Source organism: Cupriavidus sp. MEYA8, assembly GCF_059278825.1.
On record NZ_CM181221.1, the window covers coordinates 294743 to 316433 of the forward strand.

Consider the following 21691-nt stretch of genomic DNA (forward strand, 5'->3'; position numbering starts at 1 on the left):
CGGTGCGGCACGTGGGGGAAAGCTCCGGCGTGCCTGCCTTCACACCTTTTCACCCGATCAGGCTTTGTCGCAAGGCAGATTGAAGCGCGGCTTGGGTCACCGGCGCGGCCAGGATGGGGTTTCGGTTCACCGATTTCGCAGCGGCTGGCACGGCAGTTGCAGTAGTGATCGCGCCTGCCTCACCAAAATCCAACAAACGAAATCCGAGCCATCCCGGGAAAAGGAGAAGAAATTCATGAAGAAGTTGGCCCTTGCAGTCAGCGCGGTCGTCCTGTCCGGCGCCGCCGCCACCGCGTATGCCCAAAGCACCGACGCGGCAGCAGCGCCCGCCGCCGCCGCCGCTGCCGAGCCGGCATCGCCGCATACCTTTACGGCCAACGTGTCGCTGGTCTCTGACTACCGCTATCGCGGCATCAGCCAGACCAACCTGCGCCCGGCCATCCAGGGCGGCTTCGACTACGCCCATTCGAGCGGCTTCTACGTGGGCAACTGGAACTCGAGCATCAGCTGGCTCGAGGACGCCAACCCCTCGGTGTCGGCACCGGTGGAAATGGATTTCTACGGTGGCTTCAAGAACACCTTCAAGGTGTCCGACCTCGAATTCAACTACGACCTGGGCGTGCTGACCTACTACTACCCGGGCGGCTACAACAACCCGCGTCCCTATACGACCGAGCTGTACGCCGGCATCGGCTGGGGTCCGGTATTCCTGAAGTACTCCCATTCGGTGACCAACCTGTTTGGCTTCAACGACAGCAAGAACAGCTACTACGTCGACCTGACGGCCAACGTGCCGCTGAACTTCTGGGACCTGACGCTGAATGCGCACGTGGGCTACCAGGGCGTGGCGCACTTCAGCGACGCGTCGTACACCGACTGGAAAATCGGCCTGACCAAGGATCTCGGCAAGGGCTTCTCGCTGGCGGTGGCCTACGTCGACACCAATGCCAAGGAGTCGGTGTACACCAGCGCCAACCGCGGCCGCTACCTGGGCAAGGCGGCGGCCTGGGCCTCGCTCACCAAGACTTTCTAATCACCGCTGCAGGCCGGGCAGGCTGAAGCGAGCCTGCCCCAAGGAGAACCCGGATGAAACTCATCATCGCAGTCATCAAGCCGTTCAAGCTCGACGAAGTGCGCGAAGCGCTGTCGGACGTGGGCGTGTCCGGCATCACCGTCACCGAAGTGAAAGGCTTCGGCCGCCAGAAGGGCCATACCGAGCTGTACCGCGGCGCCGAGTACATCGTCGACTTCCTGCCCAAGGTGAAGATCGAGGTGGCGGTGCCCGACGACGTGGTCGAGCGAGCCATCGAGGCGGTCGAGAAATCTGCCCGCACCGGCAAGATCGGCGACGGCAAGATCTTCGTGGCACCGATCGAGCAGGTCATCCGCATTCGCACCGGCGAGACCGGCGGCGATGCCCTGTGACCCAAGACAGCATAGAGACAGAGGCTAATCACATGAAAACCTGGATCAAGCGATTCCTGACGGCCGGCGCAATGGCGCTGGCCATCGGCACGGCGGGAGTGGGCATGTCCGCGCCGGCCGCCGCACAGGACAAGCCGGCGGCGGAGGCTTCGGCCCCGGCCGCCTCGGCCGCCGCCCCCGCGCCCGCCGCCGCTGCAGCGGCACCCGCGCCCGCTGCCGCCCCCGCGGCGGCGGCCCCGGCCGCTGCCGCCGAAGCCGCCGCCGCACCGGCGGCGCCGCAGCCCAACAAGGGCGACGTGGCCTGGCTGCTGGTGGCCACCGCCTTCGTCATCCTGATGACGCTGCCGGGCCTGGCGCTGTTCTACGGCGGCCTGGTGCGTTCCAAGAACATGCTGTCGGTGCTGATGCAGTGCCTGGTGATCTTCTCGCTGGTGGCGCTGCTGTGGGCGATCTACGGCTACAGCTTCGCCTTCACCGAGGGCAACGCCTTCTTCGGCGGCACCGACCGGCTCTTCATGAAGGGCCTCACGGTGGAAGCCATGGCGGCCACCTTCAGCAAGGGCGTGGTGATCCCGGAGCTGGGCTTCTTCGCCTTCCAGTGCGCCTTCGCCTGCATCACCTGCGGCCTGATCATCGGCGCCTTCGCCGAGCGCGCCAAGTTCTCGGCCGTGCTGGTGTTCGTGGTGCTGTGGTTCACCTTCTCCTACATCCCGATGGCGCACATGGTCTGGTTCTGGCCGGGTCCTGACGCCTACACCGACGCTGCCGCCGGCGCTGCCGCGACCGCCAAGTCGGGCTGGCTGTTCCAGAAGGGCGCGCTCGACTACGCGGGCGGCACCGTGGTGCACATCAACGCCGCCGTGGCGGGCCTGGTGGGCGCGTATCTGTTCGGCAAGCGCATCGGCTTCGGCCGCGAGGCGATCCGTCCGCACAGCCTGACCTTCACCATGGTCGGTGCCTCGCTGCTGTGGTTCGGCTGGTTCGGCTTCAACGCCGGCTCGGGCCTGGAAGCGAGCGCCGGTGCCGCGCTGGCTTTCGTCAACACGCTGCTGGCGACCTGCGCCGCGGTGCTGGCGTGGACCTTCGGCGAGTGGATCGGCAAGGGCAAGCCGTCGATGCTGGGCGGTGCCTCGGGCGCGGTGGCCGGCCTGGTGGCGATCACCCCGGCAGCCGGCTTCGTCGGCCCGATGGGCTCGATCGTGATGGGCCTGGTGGCTGGCCTGCTGTGCCTGTGGGGTGTGACCGGCCTGAAGCGCATGCTGGGCATGGATGACTCGCTGGACGTGTTCGGCGTGCACGGCGTGGGCGGCATCGTGGGCGCGCTGCTGACCGGCGTGTTCGCCGCGCCTAGCCTGGGCGGCACCGGCATCTACGACTACGTGGCCAACAAGGTGGCGGAAGACTATTCGATCGCCGGCCAGCTGTGGGTCCAGTTCGAGGGCGTGCTGACCACGGTGGTGTGGTCGGGCATCGTTTCCTTCGTGGCCTACAAGCTGGTGGACATGCTGATCGGCCTGCGGGTGCCGGAAGATGAAGAGCGCGAGGGCCTGGATATCACCTCGCACGGCGAGACCGCGTATGAAGGCTGATCGCCAAGGTGTTGTGCTGGAGAGCTGATTGGGAATCGTCTCTCAGGAGCTTTGCCCGGCCGCGTGCCGGGCTTTTTTCTTGTCTTATCAAGCAGGCATTAGCACCGCACACAACGCCACACCGGCTCGCTGGGCGGCTGGCCGGAGAAAACTCGCAAAAGCCGCCAGTCCAATGCTGATGCGGGCTGGCGGCCGATCTCCCCGGCACGCCCGTGGGCTTTTCGCAAAGTGCTTAAATCCGATCTTAAAAAGCTTCAATTGTCTTTAATGTGCGGGGCACATACATTGCCAGTGAGGCAGTTTCCTCCACCTGCAGAACGCTCCCCGTATCTGTCAGGCCATTTAAAGGCGCGGCGATGCCGCGCTTTTTTTTGTCCGCTGCGCCAGCGCCCTTTATATCCCGCGCGGCATCCCCATATCGTTATCCCTCATGCCATGGCCTGCATATCCTTATCAGGAGTGGGCCAGCGCCTGTTTGGCCGTTCCTCTACAATCGGGGCGAACGATAAAGACGATCTATAGGATGGATATGGTCCCGCATCTCATCACCGCGCTGAACGGTCCTCTGCTCGAACTCGAGAAGAAGATCCTGGACGCCACCCCGTCGATCGAGCGCTGGTTCAGGCTGGAATGGCAGGAACATACGCCTCCGTTCTATTGTTCGGTGGACCTGCGCAACGCCGGCTTCAAGCTCGCGCCGGTCGACACCAACCTGTTTCCGGGCGGCTTCAACAACCTGGCCCCGGAAATGCTGCCGCTGGCCGTGCAGGCGGCGATGGCGGCGATCGAGAAGATCTGCCCCGATGCCAAGAACCTGCTGCTGATTCCGGAACGTCACACGCGCAACATGTTCTACCTGCAGAACGTGGCGCGGCTGTCGCTGATCATGCGCCAGGCGGGGCTGAATGTGCGCCTGGGCTCGCTGTCCGAGGAAATCACCGAGCCGACCCCGATCGAGCTGCCCGACGGCCAGACCCTGGTGGTCGAGCCGCTGGCGCGCCTGGGCACCAAGGGCCGCCGGCTGGGGCTGAAGGACTTCGATCCGTGTTCGATCCTGCTGAACAACGACCTGTCGGCCGGGATCCCGCCCATCCTGGAAAACATCAACGAGCAGTACCTGCTGCCGCCGCTGCACGCCGGCTGGTCGACCCGCCGCAAGACCAGCCACTTTGCCGCCTATGACGAGGTGGCCAAGAAATTCGCGAAGCTGATCGACATCGACCAGTGGATGGTCAACCCGTATTTTGCCCGCTGCACCGGGGTGAATTTCCACGAGCGCGTGGGCGAGGAAGAGCTGGCCGACGCGGTCGAGGGCGTGCTGAAGAAGGTCGCCAAGAAGTACCGAGAGTACGGCATCAAGGAAACGCCGTACGTGGTGGTCAAGGCCGATGCCGGCACCTACGGCATGGGCATCATGACCGTGCGCGACCCGTCCGAGGTCAAGGGCCTGAACCGGAAAGAGCGCAACAAGATGAGCGTCGTCAAGGAAGGCCTCGAGGTCAGCGACGTCATCATCCAGGAAGGCGTGCACACCTTCGAGAAGGTCAACGAGGCGGTGGCCGAACCGGTGGTCTACATGATCGACCGCTACGTGGTCGGCGGCTTCTACCGCGTGCACACGGGCCGCGGCAACGATGAAAACCTGAACGCCCCGGGCATGCATTTCGTGCCGCTGGCGTTTGCCCCCAACGGCATCCCCGACAGCCATGCCAAGCCGGGCGCTGCGGTGCCGAACCGCTTCTATATGTACGGCGTGGTGGCGCGGCTGGCGCTGCTGGCGGCGTCGATCGAACTCGAAAAGACTGACCCGAACCCGATCCTGTGACGAGCCCTGACGAGTCCTGACTGATGCGCATCCTCTTCATCACCGATCCGCTGGAGACCTTCAAGACCTACAAGGACTCCACCTACGCCATGATGACCGAGGCCGCCGCGCGCGGCCACGAGCTGTACTGGTGCCTGCAGCCGCAGCTGTGCCTGTCTGGCAGCACCGTCGAGACGCTGGCGACGCGCCTGCACCTGACGGATGACGACAAGGCCTGGTACCGCAAAGGCAACAGCGCGCTGGAACCGCTGTCGGCCTTCGACGCGGTGCTGATGCGCAAGGATCCGCCGTTCGACATGGAATACGTCACCAGCACCTGGCTGCTGGAGCTGGCCGAGCAGCAGGGCGCGCGCGTGTTCAACAAGCCGCGTGCGATCCGCGACCATTCCGAGAAGCTGGCGATCGCCCAGCATCCGGAATTCATCACGCCGACGCTGGTCACGCGCGACCTGGCGCGCATCCGCGACTTCCATGCCGAGCACCGCGACATCATCGTCAAGCCGCTCGACGGCATGGGCGGCATGGGCGTGTTCCGGGTGGGCTCTGACGGCATGAACCTGGCCGCCATCGTCGAGACGCTGGGCCAGGACGGCGCCCGCACCCTGATGGTGCAGCGCTATATCCCGGCGATCAAGGACGGCGACAAGCGCATCCTGCTGATCGGCGGCGTGCCGGTGCCGTATTCGCTGGCGCGCGTGCCGATGGCCGGCGAAGTGCGCGGCAACCTGGCCGCCGGCGGCAGCGGCCGCGCCCAGGAACTGAGCCAGCGCGACCGCGAGATCGCCGAGTCGCTGGCGCCGGGGCTGTGGGAGCAGGGCCTGCTGCTGGTGGGCCTGGACGTGATCGGCGACTACCTGACGGAAGTCAATGTGACGAGTCCGACCTGCTTCCAGGAAATCACCCAGCAGACCGGGTTCCACGTCGCGGCGATGTTCATCGACGCGCTGGAACACGCCGTGGGCGCCGCCGGCAGCTGACCGGAACCATCCCGGCTGGCAGCGGGAGCGCGGGGGGCCGCCTGCTACAATCTGGGCAATCCAACGGATTCACCATCATGGCAGGCATCCTGATCATCGCGCACACCCCGCTGGCTTCGGCCCTGCGCGATTGCGCCGCCCACGTCTACTGCGGCCAGCCGCAAGGGCTGGAAGCCATCGACGTCCTTCCCGACGCGGACCCCGCCGCGGTGCTGGCCGAGGCCAGGCGCCGCCTGGCCGCCGTCTGCGAAGACAACGGCGCCCTGGTCCTGACCGATATCTTCGGCGCGACCCCGGCCAATATCGCCGCGCGCCTGGCCGAGCAGGGCCGCGTGCGCGTGCTGGCCGGCGTCAACCTGCCCATGCTCGTGCGCGCCATCTGCTACCGCAACGAAAAGCTCGACCAGCTCGCCAACAAGGCGCTGGCGGGCGGCTCGCAGGGCGTGCTGCAGGTCGGCACCACCACCGTACAGAACCAAACCGCCAACCATCCCGACAAATATGCTGCAGAGGGACACCACCATCATCAATAAGCTCGGACTGCATGCACGCGCGTCCGCCAAGCTGACCCAGCTCGCAGGCAGCTTCGTCAGCCAGGTCAAGATGTCCCGCAACGGGCGCCAGGTCGATGCCAAGAGCATCATGGGCGTGATGATGCTGGCGGCCGGCATCGGCTCCACGGTGACCCTCGAGACCGACGGACCCGACGAGCAGGAAGCGATGGACGCGTTGCTGGCGCTGATCGCCAACCGGTTTGGTGAGGGAGAGTGAGCCCGGTCCCGCAACTTCGAATTCTTAAACGTTCCTGACGGAGCGGTACATGCCTTTCGCCCTGCACGGCATCCCGGTCTCGCGCGGCGTCGCCATCGGGCGCGCGCACCTGCTCGCGCCCGCGGCGCTGGATGTGTCGCACTACCTGGTCGATGAAGACCAGCTCGATGCCGAAGTCGAACGGCTGCGCGCCGCGCGCGCGGCGGTGCGCGCGGAACTGGCGGCGCTCAAGCGCGACCTGCCGCGCGACGCGCCCGAGGAGATGGGCGCCTTCCTCGACGTGCACGCGATGATCCTCGACGACGAGGCGCTCGCGCGCGAGCCTGAGGCGCTGATCCGGGGCCGCCGCTACAACGCCGAGTGGGCACTCACCACGCGGCTCGAAGAACTGATGCGCCAGTTCGACGAGATCGAGGACGAATACCTGCGCGAGCGCAAGGCCGATATCCAGCAGGTGGTCGAGCGCATCCTGAAGGCGCTGGCCGGCGCCCCCGTGCTGGTGCCAGCGCCGGTGCCGGCGCTGGCGGCGGACGGCGAGCCGGCGCCGGGCGTGATCGTGGTGGCCCATGACATCGCCCCGGCCGACATGCTGCAGTTCCGCCACACCGTGTTCCACGGCTTTGTCACCGACCTGGGCGGGCGCACCTCGCACACCGCCATCGTCGCGCGCAGCCTGGATATCCCGGCCGCGGTTGGGGTGCAGTGCGCGAGCGAGCTGATCCGGCAGGACGACTGGATCATCATCGATGGCGATGCCGGGCTGGTGATCGTCGACCCGACCGCCATCATCCTGGAGGAATACCGCCACCGGCAGAGCGAGCGCGCGCTGGAGAAGAAGCGCCTGCAGCGGCTGCGCCATACCCCGGCGGTGACGCTGGACGGGCTCGAGATCGAGCTGCTGGCCAATATCGAGATGGCCGAGGACGCCGGCGCGGCGCTGTCTGCGGGTGCGGTGGGCGTCGGCCTGTTCCGGTCCGAGTTCCTGTTCATGAACCGGCGTGGCGATCTGCCGGACGAGGACGAGCAGTTCCAGGCCTACCGCGCCGCGGTGGATGCCATGCACGGGCTGCCGGTGACCATCCGCACCATCGATATCGGCGCGGACAAGCCGCTAGACGGCCGCGACGGACGCGATGGCCGCGGCGACGGGCGCGGCGATGACTTCGAGACGGCGCTGAACCCGGCGCTGGGGCTGCGCGCGATCCGCTGGTCGTTGTCGGAGCCGACCATGTTCCTGACCCAGCTACGGGCGCTGCTGCGCGCTTCGGCCTTCGGTCCGGTGCGGCTGCTGGTGCCGATGCTGGCGCACGCCAGCGAGATCGACCAGACCCTGGCGCTGATCGCCAAGGCCAAGCGTCAGCTGGACGAGCGCGGCGAGCCGTACGACCCCGGCATGAAGGTCGGCGCCATGATCGAGATCCCGGCGGCGGTGCTGCTGCTGCCACTGTTCCTGCGCAAGATGGATTTCCTGTCCATCGGCACCAACGACCTGATCCAGTACACGCTGGCGATCGACCGCGCCGACAATGCCGTGGCGCACCTGTTCGATCCGCTGCACCCGGCCGTGCTGCAGTTGGTGGCGCGCACCATCCGCGAGGCCAACCGCGCCGGCGTGCCGGTGGCAGTGTGCGGCGAAATGGCGGGCGATCCTTCCATGACGCGGCTGCTGCTGGGCATGGGCCTGCGCGAGTTCTCGATGCACCCGGCGCAGCTGCTGCGGGTCAAGCAGGAGATCCTGCACGCCAATTGCGAGCACCTGGAGCCGCTGGTCGACCAGGTGCTCAATGCCTATGACCCCGAGGACCTCGCGGCCGCGCTGAGCCAGATCGCCAGACCCTGACAACGTCAGGGTTTTTCGAGCCTCCGAGGCGGCAGGAAAGACACTTGAGCCTGTTAATGAGTGCCGCTTTCGCCGCCTTCTTATCGCGCCTAAGGCAGTTTTACCATCCGATGTGAAGAGACGTTCCCACGTCGCTAATGGGAATTGTTATCATTTTCGATCTCTGATATTCTGACGTTCATTCGCAGTGGCATGCCGGTGCCACGCGCCCCAACGGAGGGACTTGTGTACGTCTGCATCTGCAACCAGATCACCGATCGTGAGATCCACGGTGCCGCTCACCTGGGCGTCGAGACCCTCGACGAACTGGCCGAGACGCTTGGCGTCGGCACGTGCTGCGGACGCTGCCGCGACTGCGCGCAGCAAGTGTTGCAGGAAGGCGTTGCAGCGGTGCGCAACGTCACCAAGGCCACTCTCGCCAGCATCCAGGTTGTGGAGATTTCTTCCTGTTCCGTGTCGGGCCCATGTACCATAATGGACACTCGGGACCCGGCAGTCGCGAACGACCGGCGCAAGGCGCTGGTTGCCTGAACGCGCCCATGTGAACTGAAAGTCAGTTCACGGCGCGTTTTGCGCATTTCTATTCTCACCGACTGCACGCGGCGCCAATGGCGCCGCTTCGTGTTTTTGCGCGGGCCCGATGCAACAGGAGCCGCCAATGAAAGGTGACAAGAAGGTCATCCAGCATCTGAACGCCCAGCTCAAGAACGAGCTGACCGCGATCAACCAGTATTTCCTCCACGCTCGCATGTATCGCCACTGGGGCCTGAAAAAGCTCGGTGACGTCGAGTACAAGGAGTCGATCGGCGAAATGAAGCATGCCGACCGCCTGATCGAACGCATCCTGATGCTGGACGGCCTGCCCAACCTGCAGGACCTGCACAAGCTGCTGCTGGGCGAAGACACGCCCGAAATGCTCAAGTGCGACCTGAAGCTGGAGCATACCGCGCACCAGACCGTCAAGGAAGGCATCGCCTACTGCGAATCGGTCGGCGACTACGTCAGCCGCGAAATCCTGGTCGATATCCTCACCGACACCGAGGAACACATCGAATACCTGGAAACGCAGCTGGACCTGATCGACAAGGTCGGCCTGCAGAACTACCTGCAGTCGCAGATGGAGCCGGGCGAGCAGTAAGCCGTCCGTCCCACAGGCCGGGCCGCCGCTGCAGTATGCTGCAAGGGCGCCCAGCCCCACCGCGCGGCGCCACCCGGCGCTGCCACGTTGTTCGGCTGTAGGCAGTAACCCTTCTCATTCCAATTCCTTTCTTCATCCAGGCGTGCCTGGCCGGGTAGTGGCTCCTCCCCGGCCGGCGCGCTGCGACGGAGCCCACCATGACCACCGGTCCCATCCGCCTGACCCAGTACAGCCACGGCGCTGGCTGCGGCTGCAAGATCTCCCCGAAAGTGCTCGATGTGATCCTCGCCGGCAGCGGCGCGCAGCATCTCGATCCGCGGCTGTGGGTCGGCAACGCCTCGCGCGACGATGCAGCGGTGTATGCGCTCGATGGCACGGATAGCGGCAGGGGCGTCGTGTCGACGACGGACTTTTTCATGCCCATCGTCGACGACCCGTTCGACTTCGGGCGCATCGCCGCCACCAATGCGATCAGCGACATCTATGCAATGGGCGGCGACCCGCTGATGGCCATCGCCATCCTCGGCTGGCCGGTCAACGTGCTGCCGCCCGAGGTGGCGCGCGAGGTGGTGGCGGGCGGGCGCCGCGCCTGCGACGACGCCGGCATTCCCCTTGCCGGCGGGCATTCGATCGATGCGCCGGAGCCGATCTTCGGGCTGGCCGTTACCGGCATCGTGGAGCGCGCCCACATGAAGCGCAACGACACCGCCACGCCTGGCTGCCGCCTGTACCTGACCAAGCCGCTGGGCATCGGCGTGCTGACCACGGCCGAGAAAAAGGGCCTGCTGCGGGCCGACAACCGCAATCTCGCGCGCGACTGGATGTGCGTGCTGAACCGTCCCGGCAGCGCCTTCGGGCGCCTGCCTGGCGTGCGCGCGATGACCGACGTGACCGGCTTCGGGTTGCTCGGCCACCTGGTCGAGATGGCCGACGGCAGCGGCCTGACCGCGCGGCTGGACTACGCAGCGGTGCCGGTGCTCGACGACGTGGTCGACTACATCGGCCAGGGCTGCGTGCCGGGCGGCACGCAGCGCAATTTCGACAGCTACGGCCACCGCATCACGCCGCTGACGGAGGCGCAGCGCGCGGTGCTGTGCGATCCGCAGACCAGTGGCGGGCTGCTGGTGGCGGTCGAGCTGGCCGGCGAAGCGGAGTTCGCAGCCGAATGCCAGCGCCTCGGCCTGTCGCTGACGCCGATCGGCGAAATGGTGGCGCGTGCGGCGCTGGCCGTCGAGGTCGTGTGAGGCCGGCTGACATGCGTGCTGATACCGCGGACTTCCGCAGCCTGTTTCTCAGCGGCGTGCCGATGCTGGACGTGCGGGCGCCGCTGGAGTTCGCGCGCGGCGCCTTTCCGGGCGCGGTCAACCTGCCGCTGATGGATGATGCCGAGCGGCACGCCGTCGGCCTGTGCTACGCGCAGAAAGGGCAGGAGGCCGCGATCGAGCTCGGGCACCAGCTGGTGTCGGGCGAACTCAAGTCGGCGCGCATCGCCGGCTGGTCGGACTTTGCCCGTGCGCATCCGGACGGCTACCTGTATTGCTTCCGCGGCGGGCTGCGCTCGCAGCTGGTGCAGCAATGGCTGCATGACGCGGGCATCAACTACCCGCGCGTGACGGGCGGCTACAAGGCGATGCGCGCCTTCCTGATCGCGACCCTCGACGAGGCGGCGGCCGCGCAGCAGTGGCTGGTGCTGGGCGGCATGACCGGCAGCGGCAAGACCGACGTGCTGGCCGACGTGCCGGCCGCGCTCGATCTCGAGGGCCATGCGCGGCACCGCGGCTCGGCCTTTGGCCGGCGCGCGCAGGCGCAGCCGCCGCAGGTGGACTTCGAGAACGCGCTGGCGATCGATGTGCTGCGCCGTATCGAGGCCCGCTTCCGCGCGCTGGTGGTGGAAGACGAGGGCCGCTTTATCGGCAGCCGCGATGTGCCGCAGGCGCTGGCGCAGCGCATGCAGGCCAGTCCGCTGGTGTGGCTGGAGGCGTCTTTCGAGGAACGCTTGGAGCGCGTGCTGCGCGACTACGTGCAGGACCTGGCGGCGGAATTCGTCGCCGGGCATGGCGACGGCATGGGTTTCGACGCCTATTCCGCCCGCCTGCGCGAAGCCATGGCGGCGATCGCGCCGCGGCTCGGGGGTGAGCGCTACGGCAAGTTGTCGGCGTTGCTGGAGCAGGCGCTGGCGCGGCAGGCCGGGTCAGGCGACGTGGCGCTGCACCGCGGCTGGATCGAGATCCTGCTGCGCGACTACTACGATCCCATGTATGCCTACCAGCGCGCGCAGCGCGAGCCGCGCATCGTGTTCCGCGGCGACCGCGCCGCGGTCACCGACTGGCTGCTCGCGCACGCGGCGCCGCAAGACTGAGCGGCAGCCCCATTCGCGCGATCAGTGCCCGCCGCACACCGGGCAATCCGGCGTGCGCGCCAGCCGCATTGTGGTCCATTCCATCGTCAGCGCGTTGACCATCAGCAGCCGTCCCGCCAGGCTCTCGCCCACGCCGGCCAGCAGCTTGAGTGCCTCGGCCGCCTGCACCGTGCCGACCATGCCGACCAGCGGCGCGAACACGCCCATGGTGGCGCAGGCCACTTCGGGCGCGGGCTCTGCCGGCGGGAACAGGCAGGCGTAGCAGGGCGCTTCGGGCTGGCGCCGGTCGAACACGCTGATCTGGCCGTCGAAGCGCAGCGCCGCCCCCGACACCAGCGGCACGTTGTGGTGCACGCAGGCGCGGTTGACCGCCTGGCGCGTGGCAAAGTTGTCGCAGCAGTCCAGCACCACGCTGGCCGAGGCGACCAGCTGTTCCAGCTCCGCATCGCCCACGCGCGCCGGCACCGTGACAATGTCCAGCCCCGGGTTGATGCGCAGCATGCCTTCGCGCGCCGAGTCGACCTTGGGCCTGCCGACGTTGGCGGTGGTATGGATGATCTGGCGCTGCAGGTTGGTCAGGTCGACCTCGTCGTTGTCGACGATGGTGATGCGGCCCACGCCGGCCGAGGCCAGGAAGGGCAGCGCGGCGGCGCCCAGGCCGCCGGCGCCGATCACCAGCGCGTGGCCGGCCAGCAGGCGCCGCTGGCCTTCGATGCCGAGTTCGTCCAGCAGGATGTGCCGGGAGTAGCGCAGCAGCTGTTCGTCGTTGAGGCCGTCGTCGCTCATGATGAAATCCGGAACAAGGCAGAAGAGGAGCGCGGTGTTGGGTGCTCCCAAGCCGCCCGAGCTAGCCTAAGCAAGGTGTTCTCCCTCTCCCCCTCAGCGGGAGAGGGGAGGAACCCCCCTTAGGGCGCCTTGCCGGTCGGCGTCCCCAGCGGCTCGCCGATCGGCGCGCTCGCCGGTGGCTGCTTGCCCGGGGCCGGAGCAGCGGGTTTGGCGGCCGGCTTGGCGCCGCCCTTCGGCTTCGCCGCCTTGCCGTTGTCAGCCGGCGGGTTGGTTTCCAGCTTTGACTTGGAACGCTTGACCGGCTGGCCGTTGAGCTGCGCGATCGCCTGCTGCAGCATGAAGTCGTCGGCGGAGCCGAATTCAACCGGCTTCTTGCGGCGTTCCTTCTCGCGCTCTTCCGGCGACTTCTTCGCGTTCTCTTCTTCCAGGCGGCGCAGTTCCTCGACGCGGCGCTGCTCGCGCTCGGTCATTTCCGGCTCTTCCGATTCCTGCTTGTTGTGCAGGTGGCGTTCGGTGTCGATCTCGCGCGTGATCAGCGCGTCGTCCGGATCGCCCTCGGGGTTCTGGTCGACCGGGATATCCGGGCGGATGCCCTTGGCCTGGATCGACTTGCCGCTCGGCGTGTAGTAGTACGCGATGGTCAGCTTGATGCCGGTGTCGTTGGTCAGCGGCCGCACGGTCTGCACCGAGCCCTTGCCGAACGTGGTCTTGCCCATGATCTGGGCGCGGTGGTGATCCTGCAGCGCGCCCGCGACGATCTCGGAAGCCGAGGCCGAGTAGGCGTTGGTCAGCACCACCATCGGGATCTTCTTGTACAGCGCGGGCAGGCTCTTGAGCGGATCGTCTTCCAGCGACGACAGGCGGTAGTTGTTGTACGACGCCTTGTAGGTACGCTTGGCATCGGGCACCTGGCCGTTGGTCGAGACCACGGTGGAGTCTTCCGGCAGGAAGGCCGCGGCCACGCCGACCGCGCCCTGCAGCACGCCGCCGCCGTTGTTGCGCAGGTCCAGCACCAGGCCCTTCATGTTGGGGTTCTTCTGCGCCAGGTCGGCCAGCTTGCGCGACAGGTCGGCAACGGTACGTTCCTGGAAACTGGTCAGGCGCACCCAGCCGATATTGTTGTCGAGCATCTTGGCCTTGACCGACTGCACGCGGATCTCGGCGCGCGTGATCGAGACCGGGAAGGTACGTTCCTCGCTCTTGCGGTAGATGGTCAGCGTGACCTTGGTGCCCGGCTCGCCGCGCATGCGCTTGACCGCCTGCTCCAGCGGCAGGCCGCGCACCGGCTTGTCGTCGATGCGGGTGATCAGGTCGCCCGGCTGGATGCCGGCGCGGAACGCGGGCGTGTCCTCGATCGGGTTAATCACCTTGACCAGGCCTTCTTCCTGCGAGATCTCGATGCCGAGGCCGGCAAAGCGGCCGCGGGTGCCTTCCTGCAGTTCCTTGAAATCCTTCTCGTCCAGGTAGGACGAATGCGGGTCGAGGCTTGCCACCATGCCCTTGATGGCCTCGGTCAGCAGCTTCTTGTCATCGACCGGCTCGACGTATTCGCGCTTGATCTGCCCGAAGATATCGGCCATCAGCCGCAACTGGTCCAGCGGCAGGGGGCCCGATGAGTTCTGTGCGGTCGCCGAGATCTGCAGCGTGGCGAGCACGCCGGCGACGAGGCCGACAGAAACTAGACTGATGTTCTTGAGCGTCTTGCGCATGAGGGCTGCCTGAACGTGTACGGATTGTACGTATGGGGATTATGCCGGCTGCGGGCGCCCGGCGCCGGGGAGACCGGGTTAGCGGGGCGCCTGTGTCCGACAGTATAAGGGCGTGCGGGGAAACGGACCTGCCACGTCCCGGTTCAGGGTGGGCGGCCGCACATCGGCGCACCAGCGCCGGCACGGCTGCCCGGGCGGGCGTCAGCGCGCCTTGCCCTGGTTGGCCACGGCCGCCAGCGAGGCGGCGATGGCTTCCTGGTCGCCCAGGTAGTAGTGGCGGATCGGGCGCAGGTCGGCGTCCAGCTCGTACACGAGCGGGGTGCCGTTGGGGATGTTGAGTCCAACGATATCGTCATCCGAAATCTGGTCCAGGTACTTCACCAGCGCGCGGATGCTGTTGCCGTGCGCGGCAATGACCACACGCTTGCCGGATTTGATGTCGGGAGCGATCGATTCGTTCCACAGCGGCATCACGCGGGCAACCGTGTCCTTCAGGCACTCGGTCAGCGGGATCTCGTTGCGCGGCACATTGGCGTAGCGCGGATCGTCGAACGAGGCACGCGGATCGGCCGGCTCCAGCGCCGGGGGCGGCGTGTCATAGCTGCGGCGCCACACCAGCACCTGCTCGTCGCCGAACTTGGCGGCGGTCTCGGCCTTGTTCAGCCCGGCGAGCGCGCCGTAGTGGCGTTCGTTCAGGCGCCATTCGTTGCGCACCGGGATCCACATCAGGTCCATTTCGTCCTGCACGTGCCACAGGGTGCGGATGGCGCGCTTGAGCACCGAGGTGTAAGCGATGTCGAAGTCGAAGCCGGCTTCCTTGAGCAGCTTGCCGGACTGGCGGGCCTGGGCGGCGCCGGTTTCGGTCAGGTCGACGTCGACCCAGCCGGTGAAGCGGTTTTCAAGGTTCCAGGTGGATTCGCCGTGGCGGATAAGGACGAGCTTGTACATGCTGCTGCTTCCAGAGAGTAGGTAACCTGCGTGCGTCCGCGCCGTCACCTGGTCCGAAGTGCGCCGAAGTTCTCCATGGGTGTCCCATGTCTCGGACAGGCGACAATGACGGGTGGCCCGCTGCGGCAGGGGCCCGGACGCCAAACCGCGTATTTTATAATGCCGCCGACCCAACCTACCGGAAAGCCAACGTGAATTTCTTTGCCGACTACAACAACCTCGCCCTGATCGCCCTGGCCGTGGTCTCCGGCGGCCTGCTGGCCTGGCCTGCGATCTCGCGCAGCACCGGCGCCAAGTCCGTCAATACGGCCGCCGCCACGCAGCTGATCAACAAGCGTGGCGCCGTCGTGGTCGACATCCGCGAGCCCGCCGAGTATGCCAAGGGCCACCTGCCGCAGGCCAAGAGCGCCCCGCTGGCCGACCTGGCGTCGCGCGCAGCGGGTCTTGCAAAGGACAAGACGGCCCCCATCATCGTGGTATGCCAGAATGGCCAGCGCTCGGGCAAGGCCCAGGCAGCGCTGAAGGAAGCCGGTTACAGTGAGATCTATGCGCTCGAGGGCGGCATCGCCGCCTGGCAGCAGGCAGGTCTGCCGCTGGTCAAGTAAGCCCGGCTAAGCAAGCCCCGGATCCCGCAGGCAATTCCGCCGCATCCATCACAGTGCGCCCGGTTCGCCAGGCGCGCCGCATTCGTATTGAAGGAGAACCCGCATGGCCCGCGTCGTCATGTACAGCACCATGGTGTGCCCGTATTGCAACATGGCCGAGCGCCTGCTCAAGTCCCGCGGGGTCGAGACGATCGAGAAGATCCTGATCGACCGCGAACCGGGCAAGCGCGAAGAGATGATGTCGCGCACCGGGCGCCGTACCGTGCCGCAGATCTACATCGACGAGACCCATGTGGGCGGCTTCGACGACCTTTCGGCGCTGGACCGCAAGGGCGGCCTGGTGTCGCTGCTGGCGGCCTGATCGCGTTGCGGTCAGAACTCTCTGATTCCTGGCCGGCCGGGCGCCGGCGCGGGTGAAATCGCCACCCGCGTCATGTACCATATGCGCTTTCCACTTTTCCAACCGGGCACCGGCCAGTCCTTGCGCCTCGCGGGAGCTGCCGCCGCCGCGCCCAACGCCCATCCTCCCGGAAGCCTTTCATGAGCGACCAGCAAAACACCCAGCAGGACGATCAACCCTTCTTCAACATCCAGCGCGTCTACCTGAAGGACATGTCGCTGGAGCAGCCCAATTCGCCCGGCATCTTCCTGGAATCGGAAGCCCCGTCGGTGGAAGTGCAGGTCAACGTCGGCGCTTCGCAGCTGCAGGAAGGCATCTTCGAGGTGGTCGTGACCGGCACCGTGACGACCAAGGTGCAGGACAAGGTGGCATTCCTTGTGGAAGCGCACCAGGCCGGCATTTTCGATATCCGCAACGTGCCGGTGGAGCAGCTGGACCCGCTGCTGGGCATTGCCTGCCCGACCATCCTGTACCCGTACCTGCGCGGCAATATCGCCGACGTGATCACCCGCGCCGGCTTCCAGGCCATCCACCTGTCGGAAATCAATTTCCAGGCGCTGTACGAGCAACGCCTGCAGGCGGCCATGCAGGAAGCCCAGGCGGCCGAAGGCGGCAACAGCGGCATCGTGATGCCCGACGGCAGCCAGGCTCGCCACTAAGCGAGCGGCCTGCCGCGCCATGCTACGGAACGGGGCTGCGGCCCCGTTTTGTTTGTGCGCATGTTCCAGCGCCTGATATCTCTCCGATCATCTCTCCGATCGAGCTGCCATGAAACTGACCTTTCTCGGTGCCGGTGCCTGGGGCACTGCCCTCGCCAGCCATGCCGCGGCCACCAATGACGTGGTGCTGTGGGGACGCGATGCCGCGCAACTGGCGGCCATCGCCGCCACGCGTGAAAACGCGGCCTACCTGCCTGGCGTGAAGCTGTCCGGGCGGCTGGCGGTGCAAGCCGATTTCGAGCAAGCGGTGGCCCATGCCGCGGACGACCCGGACGGCATCGTGGTGGTGGCCACGCCGGTCTCCGGGCTGCGCGAAATGACGCGCCGGCTGGCCACGCGCAGCGCGCGGCCGGTGTCGATGCTGTGGCTGTGCAAGGGTTTCGAGGCCGGCACGCACCTGCTGCCGCACCAGATGGTGCGCGCCGAACTGGACGCCGCCGGCCGCACCGAAGGCTTCGACTATGGCGTGCTGACCGGTCCCAGCTTCGCGCGCGAAGTCGCGCAGGGCCTGCCGTGCGCGCTGACGGTGGCGGGCAGCGTGCCATCGCTGGCGGAGCGGGCGCAGCGGGCCTTCCACCACCACGCCATGCGCATCTACGGCAGCGACGACCTGACCGGCGTCGAGGTCGGCGGCGCGGTCAAGAATGTGCTGGCGATCGCCACCGGGGCCAGCGACGGGCTTGGCCTCGGCCTGAACGCGCGGGCCGCGCTGGTGACGCGCGGGCTGGCCGAGATGACGCGGCTGGGGCTGGCGCTGGGCGGACGGGTCGAGACCTTCATGGGGCTGGCCGGCGTGGGCGACCTGATCCTGACCGCGACCGGCGACCTGTCGCGCAATCGCAAGGTCGGGCAGCAACTGGCCGCCGGGCAGAGCCTGGACCAGGTCCTGGCCGGCCTGGGCCACGTCGCCGAGGGCGTGCGCTGCGCGCAGGCCGTGGCCGAGCTGGCCGCCGCCCACGGCGTCGAGATGCCGATCGCGCGCGCGGTGTGCGCCGTGCTGTTCGAGGGCCTGGGTGCCGCCGATGCGGTCGCGCAGTTGCTCCAGCGCGATGCGCGCGATGAATGACACCGCGCGCGCTCCAATCCTCCTGAAGAAAATTTCCGCATGCCTACCCGCCGACACGCGCTGATCGCGCTCGCCGCCGCCTGCGCTGCCGGTGCTTCCGCCGGCGTGCTGGCGCAACCGTGGCCTGCGCACCCGATCCGCATGGTGGTGCCGTTCCCGCCGGGCTCGTCGCCGGACCTGATCGCCCGCATCGTCACCGAGAAGCTGGCCGCCGCGCTGGGCCAGCCGGTGGTGATCGAGAACCGGCCCGGCGCCGGCGGCAATATCGGTACCGGCATGGTGGCGCGCGCCGCGCCGGACGGCTATACGCTGCTGTTCACCATCAACGGCCCGCTGGTCACCGCGCCCACGCTGTCGCGCAACCTCAACTACGACCCTTTCCGCCAGCTCGCCCCGGTGACGCTGGTGGCCACATCGCCCAATGTGCTGGTGGTCGACGCGCGGCTGCCGGTGCATAGCCTGCGCGAGTTCGTCGCACTGGCCAAGTCGAAACCGGGCGCGCTGAACTATGGCTCGCCCGGCAATGGCAGCGCGTCGCACCTGGCGATGGAGCAGCTCAAGGCTATCGCGGGGATCGACCTGCAGCACGTGCCGTATCCCGGCTTCCCGCAGATCACCACGGCGATGGTGGGCGGGCAGGTGCAGGCGGGCTTCATGGTGCCGGCCATTGCGATGCCGCAGGTCAACGCGGGCAAGCTGCGCGTGCTGGCGGTGACGACCACCGGGCGCACCGCGGTGCTGCCGTCGGTGCCGACGGTGGCGGAGTCGGGCTATCCGGGCTTCGAGGCGATTTCGTGGCAGGCCGTGCTGGCGCCCGCCGGGACGCCGCAGCCGGTGATCGATCGTCTTTATCGTGAACTGGTGGCGATCATTGGCAGCGCCGACGTGCGCGACAAGATGCGGGCGCAGTATTTCGTGCCGGCCGGGACCGCGCCGGCGTCGCTGCGGCAGACGATGGTCAGCGAGAAGGCGCGCTGGGACAAGGTCATCCGCGCTGCGGGCGTGCAGCCGGAGTAGCAGGACAGGGCGCCTAGCTACCGCCCGCGAACCCGTTCTGCCGCCACGCCTCGAACACCACCACCGCCACCGTATTCGACAGATTGAGACTGCGGTTGTCCGGCCGCATCGGCAGCCGGATGCGCTGCGCCGGCGGGAACCACTCGCGCCGTTCCGGCGACAGCCCGCGCGTTTCGGAGCCAAACACAAACCAGTCCCCCGGCCTGAATTCTACCTGTCCGAACGGCGTCGAGCCGCGCGTGGTCAGCGCGAACATGCGTGTGGGATCGGGTTGCTCGCTGGCCATCAGCGCGTCCCAGTTCTCGTGCACGCGCATGGTCGCGTACTCGTGGTAGTCCAGCCCGGCGCGGCGCATGCGCGCGTCTTCCAGCGGGAACCCGAGCGGTTTCACCAGGTGCAGCTGCGCGCCGGTGTTGGCGCACAGGCGGATCACATTGCCGGTATTGGGCGGGATTTCGGGTTCGACCAGGACGACGTTGAACATGATGCGGAGCTTCTTGAGAACGGTGCGCAGCTTAACGCGCGCACCGGGCGCTGTCATCCGGGCTAGGGCGTACGCAGCGCGACGATCACGCTGACGCTTGCCGCGCCGTGCGCCTTGAGCACAAGCGCTGCCTCATGCAGCGTCGCGCCGGAAGTCATCACGTCGTCCACCAGCGCCACATGCAGCCCATCCAGCCGCGCGGGCCGCGTCAGCCGGAACGCATCGCGCAGGTTCACCTGCCGCGCGGCCAGGTCCAGCGCGCGCTGGCTGCCGGTATCGCGCCGGCGCCGCAGCAGCACGGGGTCGGCGCGCAGGCCGAGCCGGCGCGCCAGCGGGCGGGCGATTTCCCAGGCCTGGTTGAAGCCGCGCACGGCCAGCCGTTGCGGCGCCAGCGGGATCGGGGCGAGCAGGTCGGGCGGCGCGAGCCGCTGCGCCGCCCAGGCCGCCGGCAGCGCGGCAGCCAGGCGGCCCGCCAGCCAGTCGGCCAGCGGCAGCGCGTGGCCGAACTTGAGCGACAGCACCAGGCTGTCCTGTGGGCTGGCGTAGTCACCCAGCGTGCAGGCATGGTCGAACGCCGGCGGCATGGCGGCGCAGGCCGCGCAGCCGCTATGGCGGGCCAGCGCCAGCGCGCAAACGGCGCAGCGCCGTACCGGCCGCAGCAGGTCGGCCGCGCAGGGTGCGCACACTACATCCCGCTGCACGCTGCCGCATAGCGCGCAGGCGCTTGGCATCAGCGCGGGCACAGCGGCCCGCCAGGCGGCGCCGAAAGCCTTCCCGGCGCCCATCGCGGCGCGCGCGTATACTTGCCGTCCGGCCGCGGCCCATCGGGCGCGGCGGCCGCGTTCGTCCGGCGCGCGCGCCGGTTCCTGGTTTTCTTGCTGCCCTGCCTGTCCGTGTCCCTGCATGCCGCCGATCTCCCCGATAGCTCCGCTGGTAACGATGCCTTCCTGCCGCCCGCGCGCCTGACCCGGCTCGCCTTCGACCGGCGCAGCCGCCATTTCGGCCAGCTGGACTTCCTGCTGGGCGAGATCGGCCGCCGCATGCAGGAGCGCATGGAGGTGATCCGGCTGGCGCCGCGGCGTGCGCTGGACATCGGCTGCGGCCATGGCCAGGGGCTGGCGGCGCTGCGCGCCCGCTTCCCGGATGCGCAGATTGCCGGCCTCGACATCTCCGGGGCGATGCTGGCCGAAGCCGGCCAGCGCGACCCGCAGCGCCGCCCGGGCTGGCTCGGCCGCATGCTGGGCAAGCGGCCGCTGTTCGACCTGGTCCAGGGCGATCTTGCCACACTGCCGTTTGCGCCCGCGAGCTTCGACCTGCTGTGGTCCAACCTGGCGCTGCACTGGCATCCGGAGCCGCACCGCGTGTTCCCGGAATGGCACCGTGTGACGCGCGACGAAGGGCTGGTGCTGTTCTCGCTGTTCGGCCCCGACACCCTTGGCGAGCTGCGCGCGGCCTTCGCCGAAGTCGACGGCGCGCCCCATACGTTGCGTTTTGTCGACATGCACGACATTGGCGACATGCTGGTCCACGGCGGCTGGTCCACGCCGGTGATGGACATGGAAACGCTGACCGTGACCTACGAGTCGCCCGCCACGCTGCTGCGCGAGGTGCAGGCCTTCGGCGGCCTGCGCGGCCCGGCCGGCGCGCTGCCGCAAGGCCTGCGCGGCCGGCGCTGGTACCAGGCCCTGACGCAGGCGCTGGAGCGGCGCCGCAACGCCGACGGGGTGATCCCGCTGACCTTCGAGATCGTCTACGGCCATGCGTGGAAGCTGCCGGCGCGCGGTGGCCAGGCGCTCGACGACCAGGGCCGCGCCGTGGTGCCGCTGGACCAGATCGGGCGTGCAAAGCCGCGTCGGGCAGGTTAAAACAGAGTTAACTTGCGCGTGCGACAGATTGCCGCAGAGCGAGGGCTGGCGCGGCATCCCGGGCTATTTCCCATGCACAGAATAGAGCGGCGCGCAAGCGCCATGGTCAAGGACCGCCCTTGTCCGTGTATGGGAAGCGCCCTATAATGCGCCAGTTTGTCGCAGTGG

At 67.6% G+C, this 21691-nt stretch carries 23 protein-coding genes; 18 read left to right on the forward strand and 5 right to left on the reverse strand.

From position 1 onward, the window contains the following. The first annotated feature begins 235 nt into the window (after nucleotides 1-235). The 12 genes from AC5WJ1_RS01355 (at nucleotide 236) to mnmH (ending at nucleotide 11924) form a co-directional block, all read left to right on the forward strand. Nucleotides 236-1033 carry a TorF family putative porin gene (locus AC5WJ1_RS01355; protein WP_135704320.1) on the forward strand — a complete coding sequence of 266 codons (798 nt, stop codon included), beginning with the start codon at nucleotides 236-238 and terminating at the stop codon, nucleotides 1031-1033. 53 nt (nucleotides 1034-1086) lie between these two features. Continuing rightward, complete coding sequence (locus tag AC5WJ1_RS01360; protein WP_010814843.1) at nucleotides 1087-1425, forward strand: P-II family nitrogen regulator; 339 nt, start codon at nucleotides 1087-1089, stop codon at nucleotides 1423-1425. Between the two features lie 32 nt (nucleotides 1426-1457). Then, nucleotides 1458-3014 (forward strand): ammonium transporter, encoded by a 1557-nt coding sequence (locus tag AC5WJ1_RS01365; protein ID WP_135704321.1) that lies wholly within the window; start codon nucleotides 1458-1460, stop codon nucleotides 3012-3014. A gap of 529 nt (nucleotides 3015-3543) precedes the next feature. Continuing rightward, nucleotides 3544-4839 carry a glutamate--cysteine ligase gene (gene gshA, locus AC5WJ1_RS01370; protein ID WP_133093587.1) on the forward strand — a complete coding sequence of 432 codons (1296 nt, stop codon included), beginning with the start codon at nucleotides 3544-3546 and terminating at the stop codon, nucleotides 4837-4839. A gap of 23 nt (nucleotides 4840-4862) precedes the next feature. Further along, nucleotides 4863-5816, forward strand: a complete 954-nt coding sequence (gene gshB / locus AC5WJ1_RS01375; protein WP_133093588.1) for a glutathione synthase — start codon at nucleotides 4863-4865, stop codon at nucleotides 5814-5816. Nucleotides 5817-5893: 77 nt separating this feature from the next. Beyond that, on the forward strand, nucleotides 5894-6349 hold the full coding sequence (locus AC5WJ1_RS01380; RefSeq protein ID WP_133093589.1) for a PTS sugar transporter subunit IIA: 456 nt from the start codon (nucleotides 5894-5896) through the stop codon (nucleotides 6347-6349). Further along, nucleotides 6318-6587 (forward strand): HPr family phosphocarrier protein, encoded by a 270-nt coding sequence (locus AC5WJ1_RS01385; protein ID WP_029046719.1) that lies wholly within the window; start codon nucleotides 6318-6320, stop codon nucleotides 6585-6587. Before AC5WJ1_RS01380 ends, AC5WJ1_RS01385 begins: the two co-directional genes overlap by 32 nt. A gap of 49 nt (nucleotides 6588-6636) precedes the next feature. Beyond that, a complete protein-coding gene (gene ptsP, locus AC5WJ1_RS01390; protein ID WP_434033212.1) occupies nucleotides 6637-8427 on the forward strand; it encodes a phosphoenolpyruvate--protein phosphotransferase in 1791 nt (596 codons plus the stop codon). Nucleotides 8428-8652: 225 nt separating this feature from the next. Further along, on the forward strand, nucleotides 8653-8958 hold the full coding sequence (locus AC5WJ1_RS01395) for a (2Fe-2S)-binding protein (RefSeq protein ID WP_494476326.1): 306 nt from the start codon (nucleotides 8653-8655) through the stop codon (nucleotides 8956-8958). 127 nt (nucleotides 8959-9085) lie between these two features. Beyond that, a complete protein-coding gene (gene bfr / locus AC5WJ1_RS01400; protein ID WP_133093592.1) occupies nucleotides 9086-9565 on the forward strand; it encodes a bacterioferritin in 480 nt (159 codons plus the stop codon). Nucleotides 9566-9762: 197 nt separating this feature from the next. After that, nucleotides 9763-10809, forward strand: a complete 1047-nt coding sequence (selD, locus tag AC5WJ1_RS01405; RefSeq protein ID WP_133093593.1) for a selenide, water dikinase SelD — start codon at nucleotides 9763-9765, stop codon at nucleotides 10807-10809. A gap of 11 nt (nucleotides 10810-10820) precedes the next feature. Further along, the gene (gene mnmH, locus AC5WJ1_RS01410) at nucleotides 10821-11924 is read left to right on the forward strand and encodes a tRNA 2-selenouridine(34) synthase MnmH (RefSeq protein WP_494476327.1); all 1104 of its coding nucleotides are present in this window, start codon (nucleotides 10821-10823) and stop codon (nucleotides 11922-11924) included. 21 nt (nucleotides 11925-11945) lie between these two features. Here the strand turns inward: mnmH and AC5WJ1_RS01415 are convergent, their stop codons facing one another. The 3 genes from AC5WJ1_RS01415 to gpmA form a co-directional block, all read right to left on the reverse strand. After that, nucleotides 11946-12710, reverse strand: coding sequence for a HesA/MoeB/ThiF family protein (locus AC5WJ1_RS01415; RefSeq protein ID WP_133093595.1), 765 nt, complete (start codon nucleotides 12708-12710; stop codon nucleotides 11946-11948). Nucleotides 12711-12829: 119 nt separating this feature from the next. After that, entirely contained in the window at nucleotides 12830-14419 is a 1590-nt protein-coding gene (locus AC5WJ1_RS01420; protein WP_434033209.1) for a S41 family peptidase, read from the reverse strand. Between the two features lie 201 nt (nucleotides 14420-14620). Continuing rightward, the gene (gene gpmA, locus AC5WJ1_RS01425; RefSeq protein WP_133093597.1) at nucleotides 14621-15367 is read right to left on the reverse strand and encodes a 2,3-diphosphoglycerate-dependent phosphoglycerate mutase; all 747 of its coding nucleotides are present in this window, start codon (nucleotides 15365-15367) and stop codon (nucleotides 14621-14623) included. 191 nt (nucleotides 15368-15558) lie between these two features. Between gpmA and AC5WJ1_RS01430 the strand changes: the two genes are divergently transcribed. The 5 genes from AC5WJ1_RS01430 to AC5WJ1_RS01450 all read left to right on the forward strand — a co-directional run bounded on the left by AC5WJ1_RS01430 (nucleotide 15559) and on the right by AC5WJ1_RS01450 (nucleotide 19174). Next, the gene (locus tag AC5WJ1_RS01430; protein ID WP_133093598.1) at nucleotides 15559-15972 is read left to right on the forward strand and encodes a rhodanese-like domain-containing protein; all 414 of its coding nucleotides are present in this window, start codon (nucleotides 15559-15561) and stop codon (nucleotides 15970-15972) included. 103 nt (nucleotides 15973-16075) lie between these two features. Beyond that, entirely contained in the window at nucleotides 16076-16333 is a 258-nt protein-coding gene (grxC, locus tag AC5WJ1_RS01435; protein ID WP_133093599.1) for a glutaredoxin 3, read from the forward strand. Between the two features lie 179 nt (nucleotides 16334-16512). Beyond that, on the forward strand, nucleotides 16513-17031 hold the full coding sequence (gene secB, locus AC5WJ1_RS01440; RefSeq protein ID WP_029046730.1) for a protein-export chaperone SecB: 519 nt from the start codon (nucleotides 16513-16515) through the stop codon (nucleotides 17029-17031). A gap of 109 nt (nucleotides 17032-17140) precedes the next feature. Continuing rightward, the gene (locus AC5WJ1_RS01445; protein ID WP_133093600.1) at nucleotides 17141-18157 is read left to right on the forward strand and encodes an NAD(P)H-dependent glycerol-3-phosphate dehydrogenase; all 1017 of its coding nucleotides are present in this window, start codon (nucleotides 17141-17143) and stop codon (nucleotides 18155-18157) included. A gap of 39 nt (nucleotides 18158-18196) precedes the next feature. Beyond that, nucleotides 18197-19174 (forward strand): Bug family tripartite tricarboxylate transporter substrate binding protein, encoded by a 978-nt coding sequence (locus AC5WJ1_RS01450; protein WP_133093601.1) that lies wholly within the window; start codon nucleotides 18197-18199, stop codon nucleotides 19172-19174. A gap of 13 nt (nucleotides 19175-19187) precedes the next feature. Here the strand turns inward: AC5WJ1_RS01450 and trmL are convergent, their stop codons facing one another. Together trmL and AC5WJ1_RS01460 are read right to left on the reverse strand one after the other, a co-directional pair. Beyond that, nucleotides 19188-19658: a tRNA (uridine(34)/cytosine(34)/5-carboxymethylaminomethyluridine(34)-2'-O)-methyltransferase TrmL gene (trmL, locus tag AC5WJ1_RS01455; protein ID WP_494476328.1), complete on the reverse strand. Its 471-nt coding sequence runs from the start codon at nucleotides 19656-19658 to the stop codon at nucleotides 19188-19190. Nucleotides 19659-19720: 62 nt separating this feature from the next. Next, a complete protein-coding gene (locus AC5WJ1_RS01460; protein ID WP_494476329.1) occupies nucleotides 19721-20563 on the reverse strand; it encodes a ComF family protein in 843 nt (280 codons plus the stop codon). Between AC5WJ1_RS01460 and AC5WJ1_RS01465 the strand changes: the two genes are divergently transcribed. Beyond that, complete coding sequence (locus tag AC5WJ1_RS01465; RefSeq protein WP_240745918.1) at nucleotides 20552-21523, forward strand: methyltransferase domain-containing protein; 972 nt, start codon at nucleotides 20552-20554, stop codon at nucleotides 21521-21523. The two genes, AC5WJ1_RS01460 and AC5WJ1_RS01465, sit on opposite strands and share 12 nt — an antisense overlap. Nucleotides 21524-21691: the final 168 nt, after the last annotated feature.

Coding starts and splice junctions, on each gene's coding strand:
- AC5WJ1_RS01365 (WP_135704321.1), top strand. CDS start 1,458: ATGAAAACCTGGATCAAGCGATTCCTGACGGCCGGCGCAATGGCGCTG.
- gpmA (WP_133093597.1), bottom strand. CDS start 15,367: ATGTACAAGCTCGTCCTTATCCGCCACGGCGAATCCACCTGGAACCTT.
- AC5WJ1_RS01450 (WP_133093601.1), top strand. CDS start 18,197: ATGCCTACCCGCCGACACGCGCTGATCGCGCTCGCCGCCGCCTGCGCT.
- AC5WJ1_RS01420 (WP_434033209.1), bottom strand. CDS start 14,419: ATGCGCAAGACGCTCAAGAACATCAGTCTAGTTTCTGTCGGCCTCGTC.
- AC5WJ1_RS01460 (WP_494476329.1), bottom strand. CDS start 20,563: ATGCAGGGACACGGACAGGCAGGGCAGCAAGAAAACCAGGAACCGGCG.
- secB (WP_029046730.1), top strand. CDS start 16,513: ATGAGCGACCAGCAAAACACCCAGCAGGACGATCAACCCTTCTTCAAC.
- AC5WJ1_RS01380 (WP_133093589.1), top strand. CDS start 5,894: ATGGCAGGCATCCTGATCATCGCGCACACCCCGCTGGCTTCGGCCCTG.
- grxC (WP_133093599.1), top strand. CDS start 16,076: ATGGCCCGCGTCGTCATGTACAGCACCATGGTGTGCCCGTATTGCAAC.
- AC5WJ1_RS01385 (WP_029046719.1), top strand. CDS start 6,318: ATGCTGCAGAGGGACACCACCATCATCAATAAGCTCGGACTGCATGCA.
- trmL (WP_494476328.1), bottom strand. CDS start 19,658: ATGTTCAACGTCGTCCTGGTCGAACCCGAAATCCCGCCCAATACCGGC.
- AC5WJ1_RS01360 (WP_010814843.1), top strand. CDS start 1,087: ATGAAACTCATCATCGCAGTCATCAAGCCGTTCAAGCTCGACGAAGTG.
- AC5WJ1_RS01445 (WP_133093600.1), top strand. CDS start 17,141: ATGAAACTGACCTTTCTCGGTGCCGGTGCCTGGGGCACTGCCCTCGCC.
- ptsP (WP_434033212.1), top strand. CDS start 6,637: ATGCCTTTCGCCCTGCACGGCATCCCGGTCTCGCGCGGCGTCGCCATC.
- gshA (WP_133093587.1), top strand. CDS start 3,544: ATGGTCCCGCATCTCATCACCGCGCTGAACGGTCCTCTGCTCGAACTC.
- bfr (WP_133093592.1), top strand. CDS start 9,086: ATGAAAGGTGACAAGAAGGTCATCCAGCATCTGAACGCCCAGCTCAAG.
- gshB (WP_133093588.1), top strand. CDS start 4,863: ATGCGCATCCTCTTCATCACCGATCCGCTGGAGACCTTCAAGACCTAC.
- mnmH (WP_494476327.1), top strand. CDS start 10,821: ATGCGTGCTGATACCGCGGACTTCCGCAGCCTGTTTCTCAGCGGCGTG.
- selD (WP_133093593.1), top strand. CDS start 9,763: ATGACCACCGGTCCCATCCGCCTGACCCAGTACAGCCACGGCGCTGGC.
- AC5WJ1_RS01415 (WP_133093595.1), bottom strand. CDS start 12,710: ATGAGCGACGACGGCCTCAACGACGAACAGCTGCTGCGCTACTCCCGG.
- AC5WJ1_RS01355 (WP_135704320.1), top strand. CDS start 236: ATGAAGAAGTTGGCCCTTGCAGTCAGCGCGGTCGTCCTGTCCGGCGCC.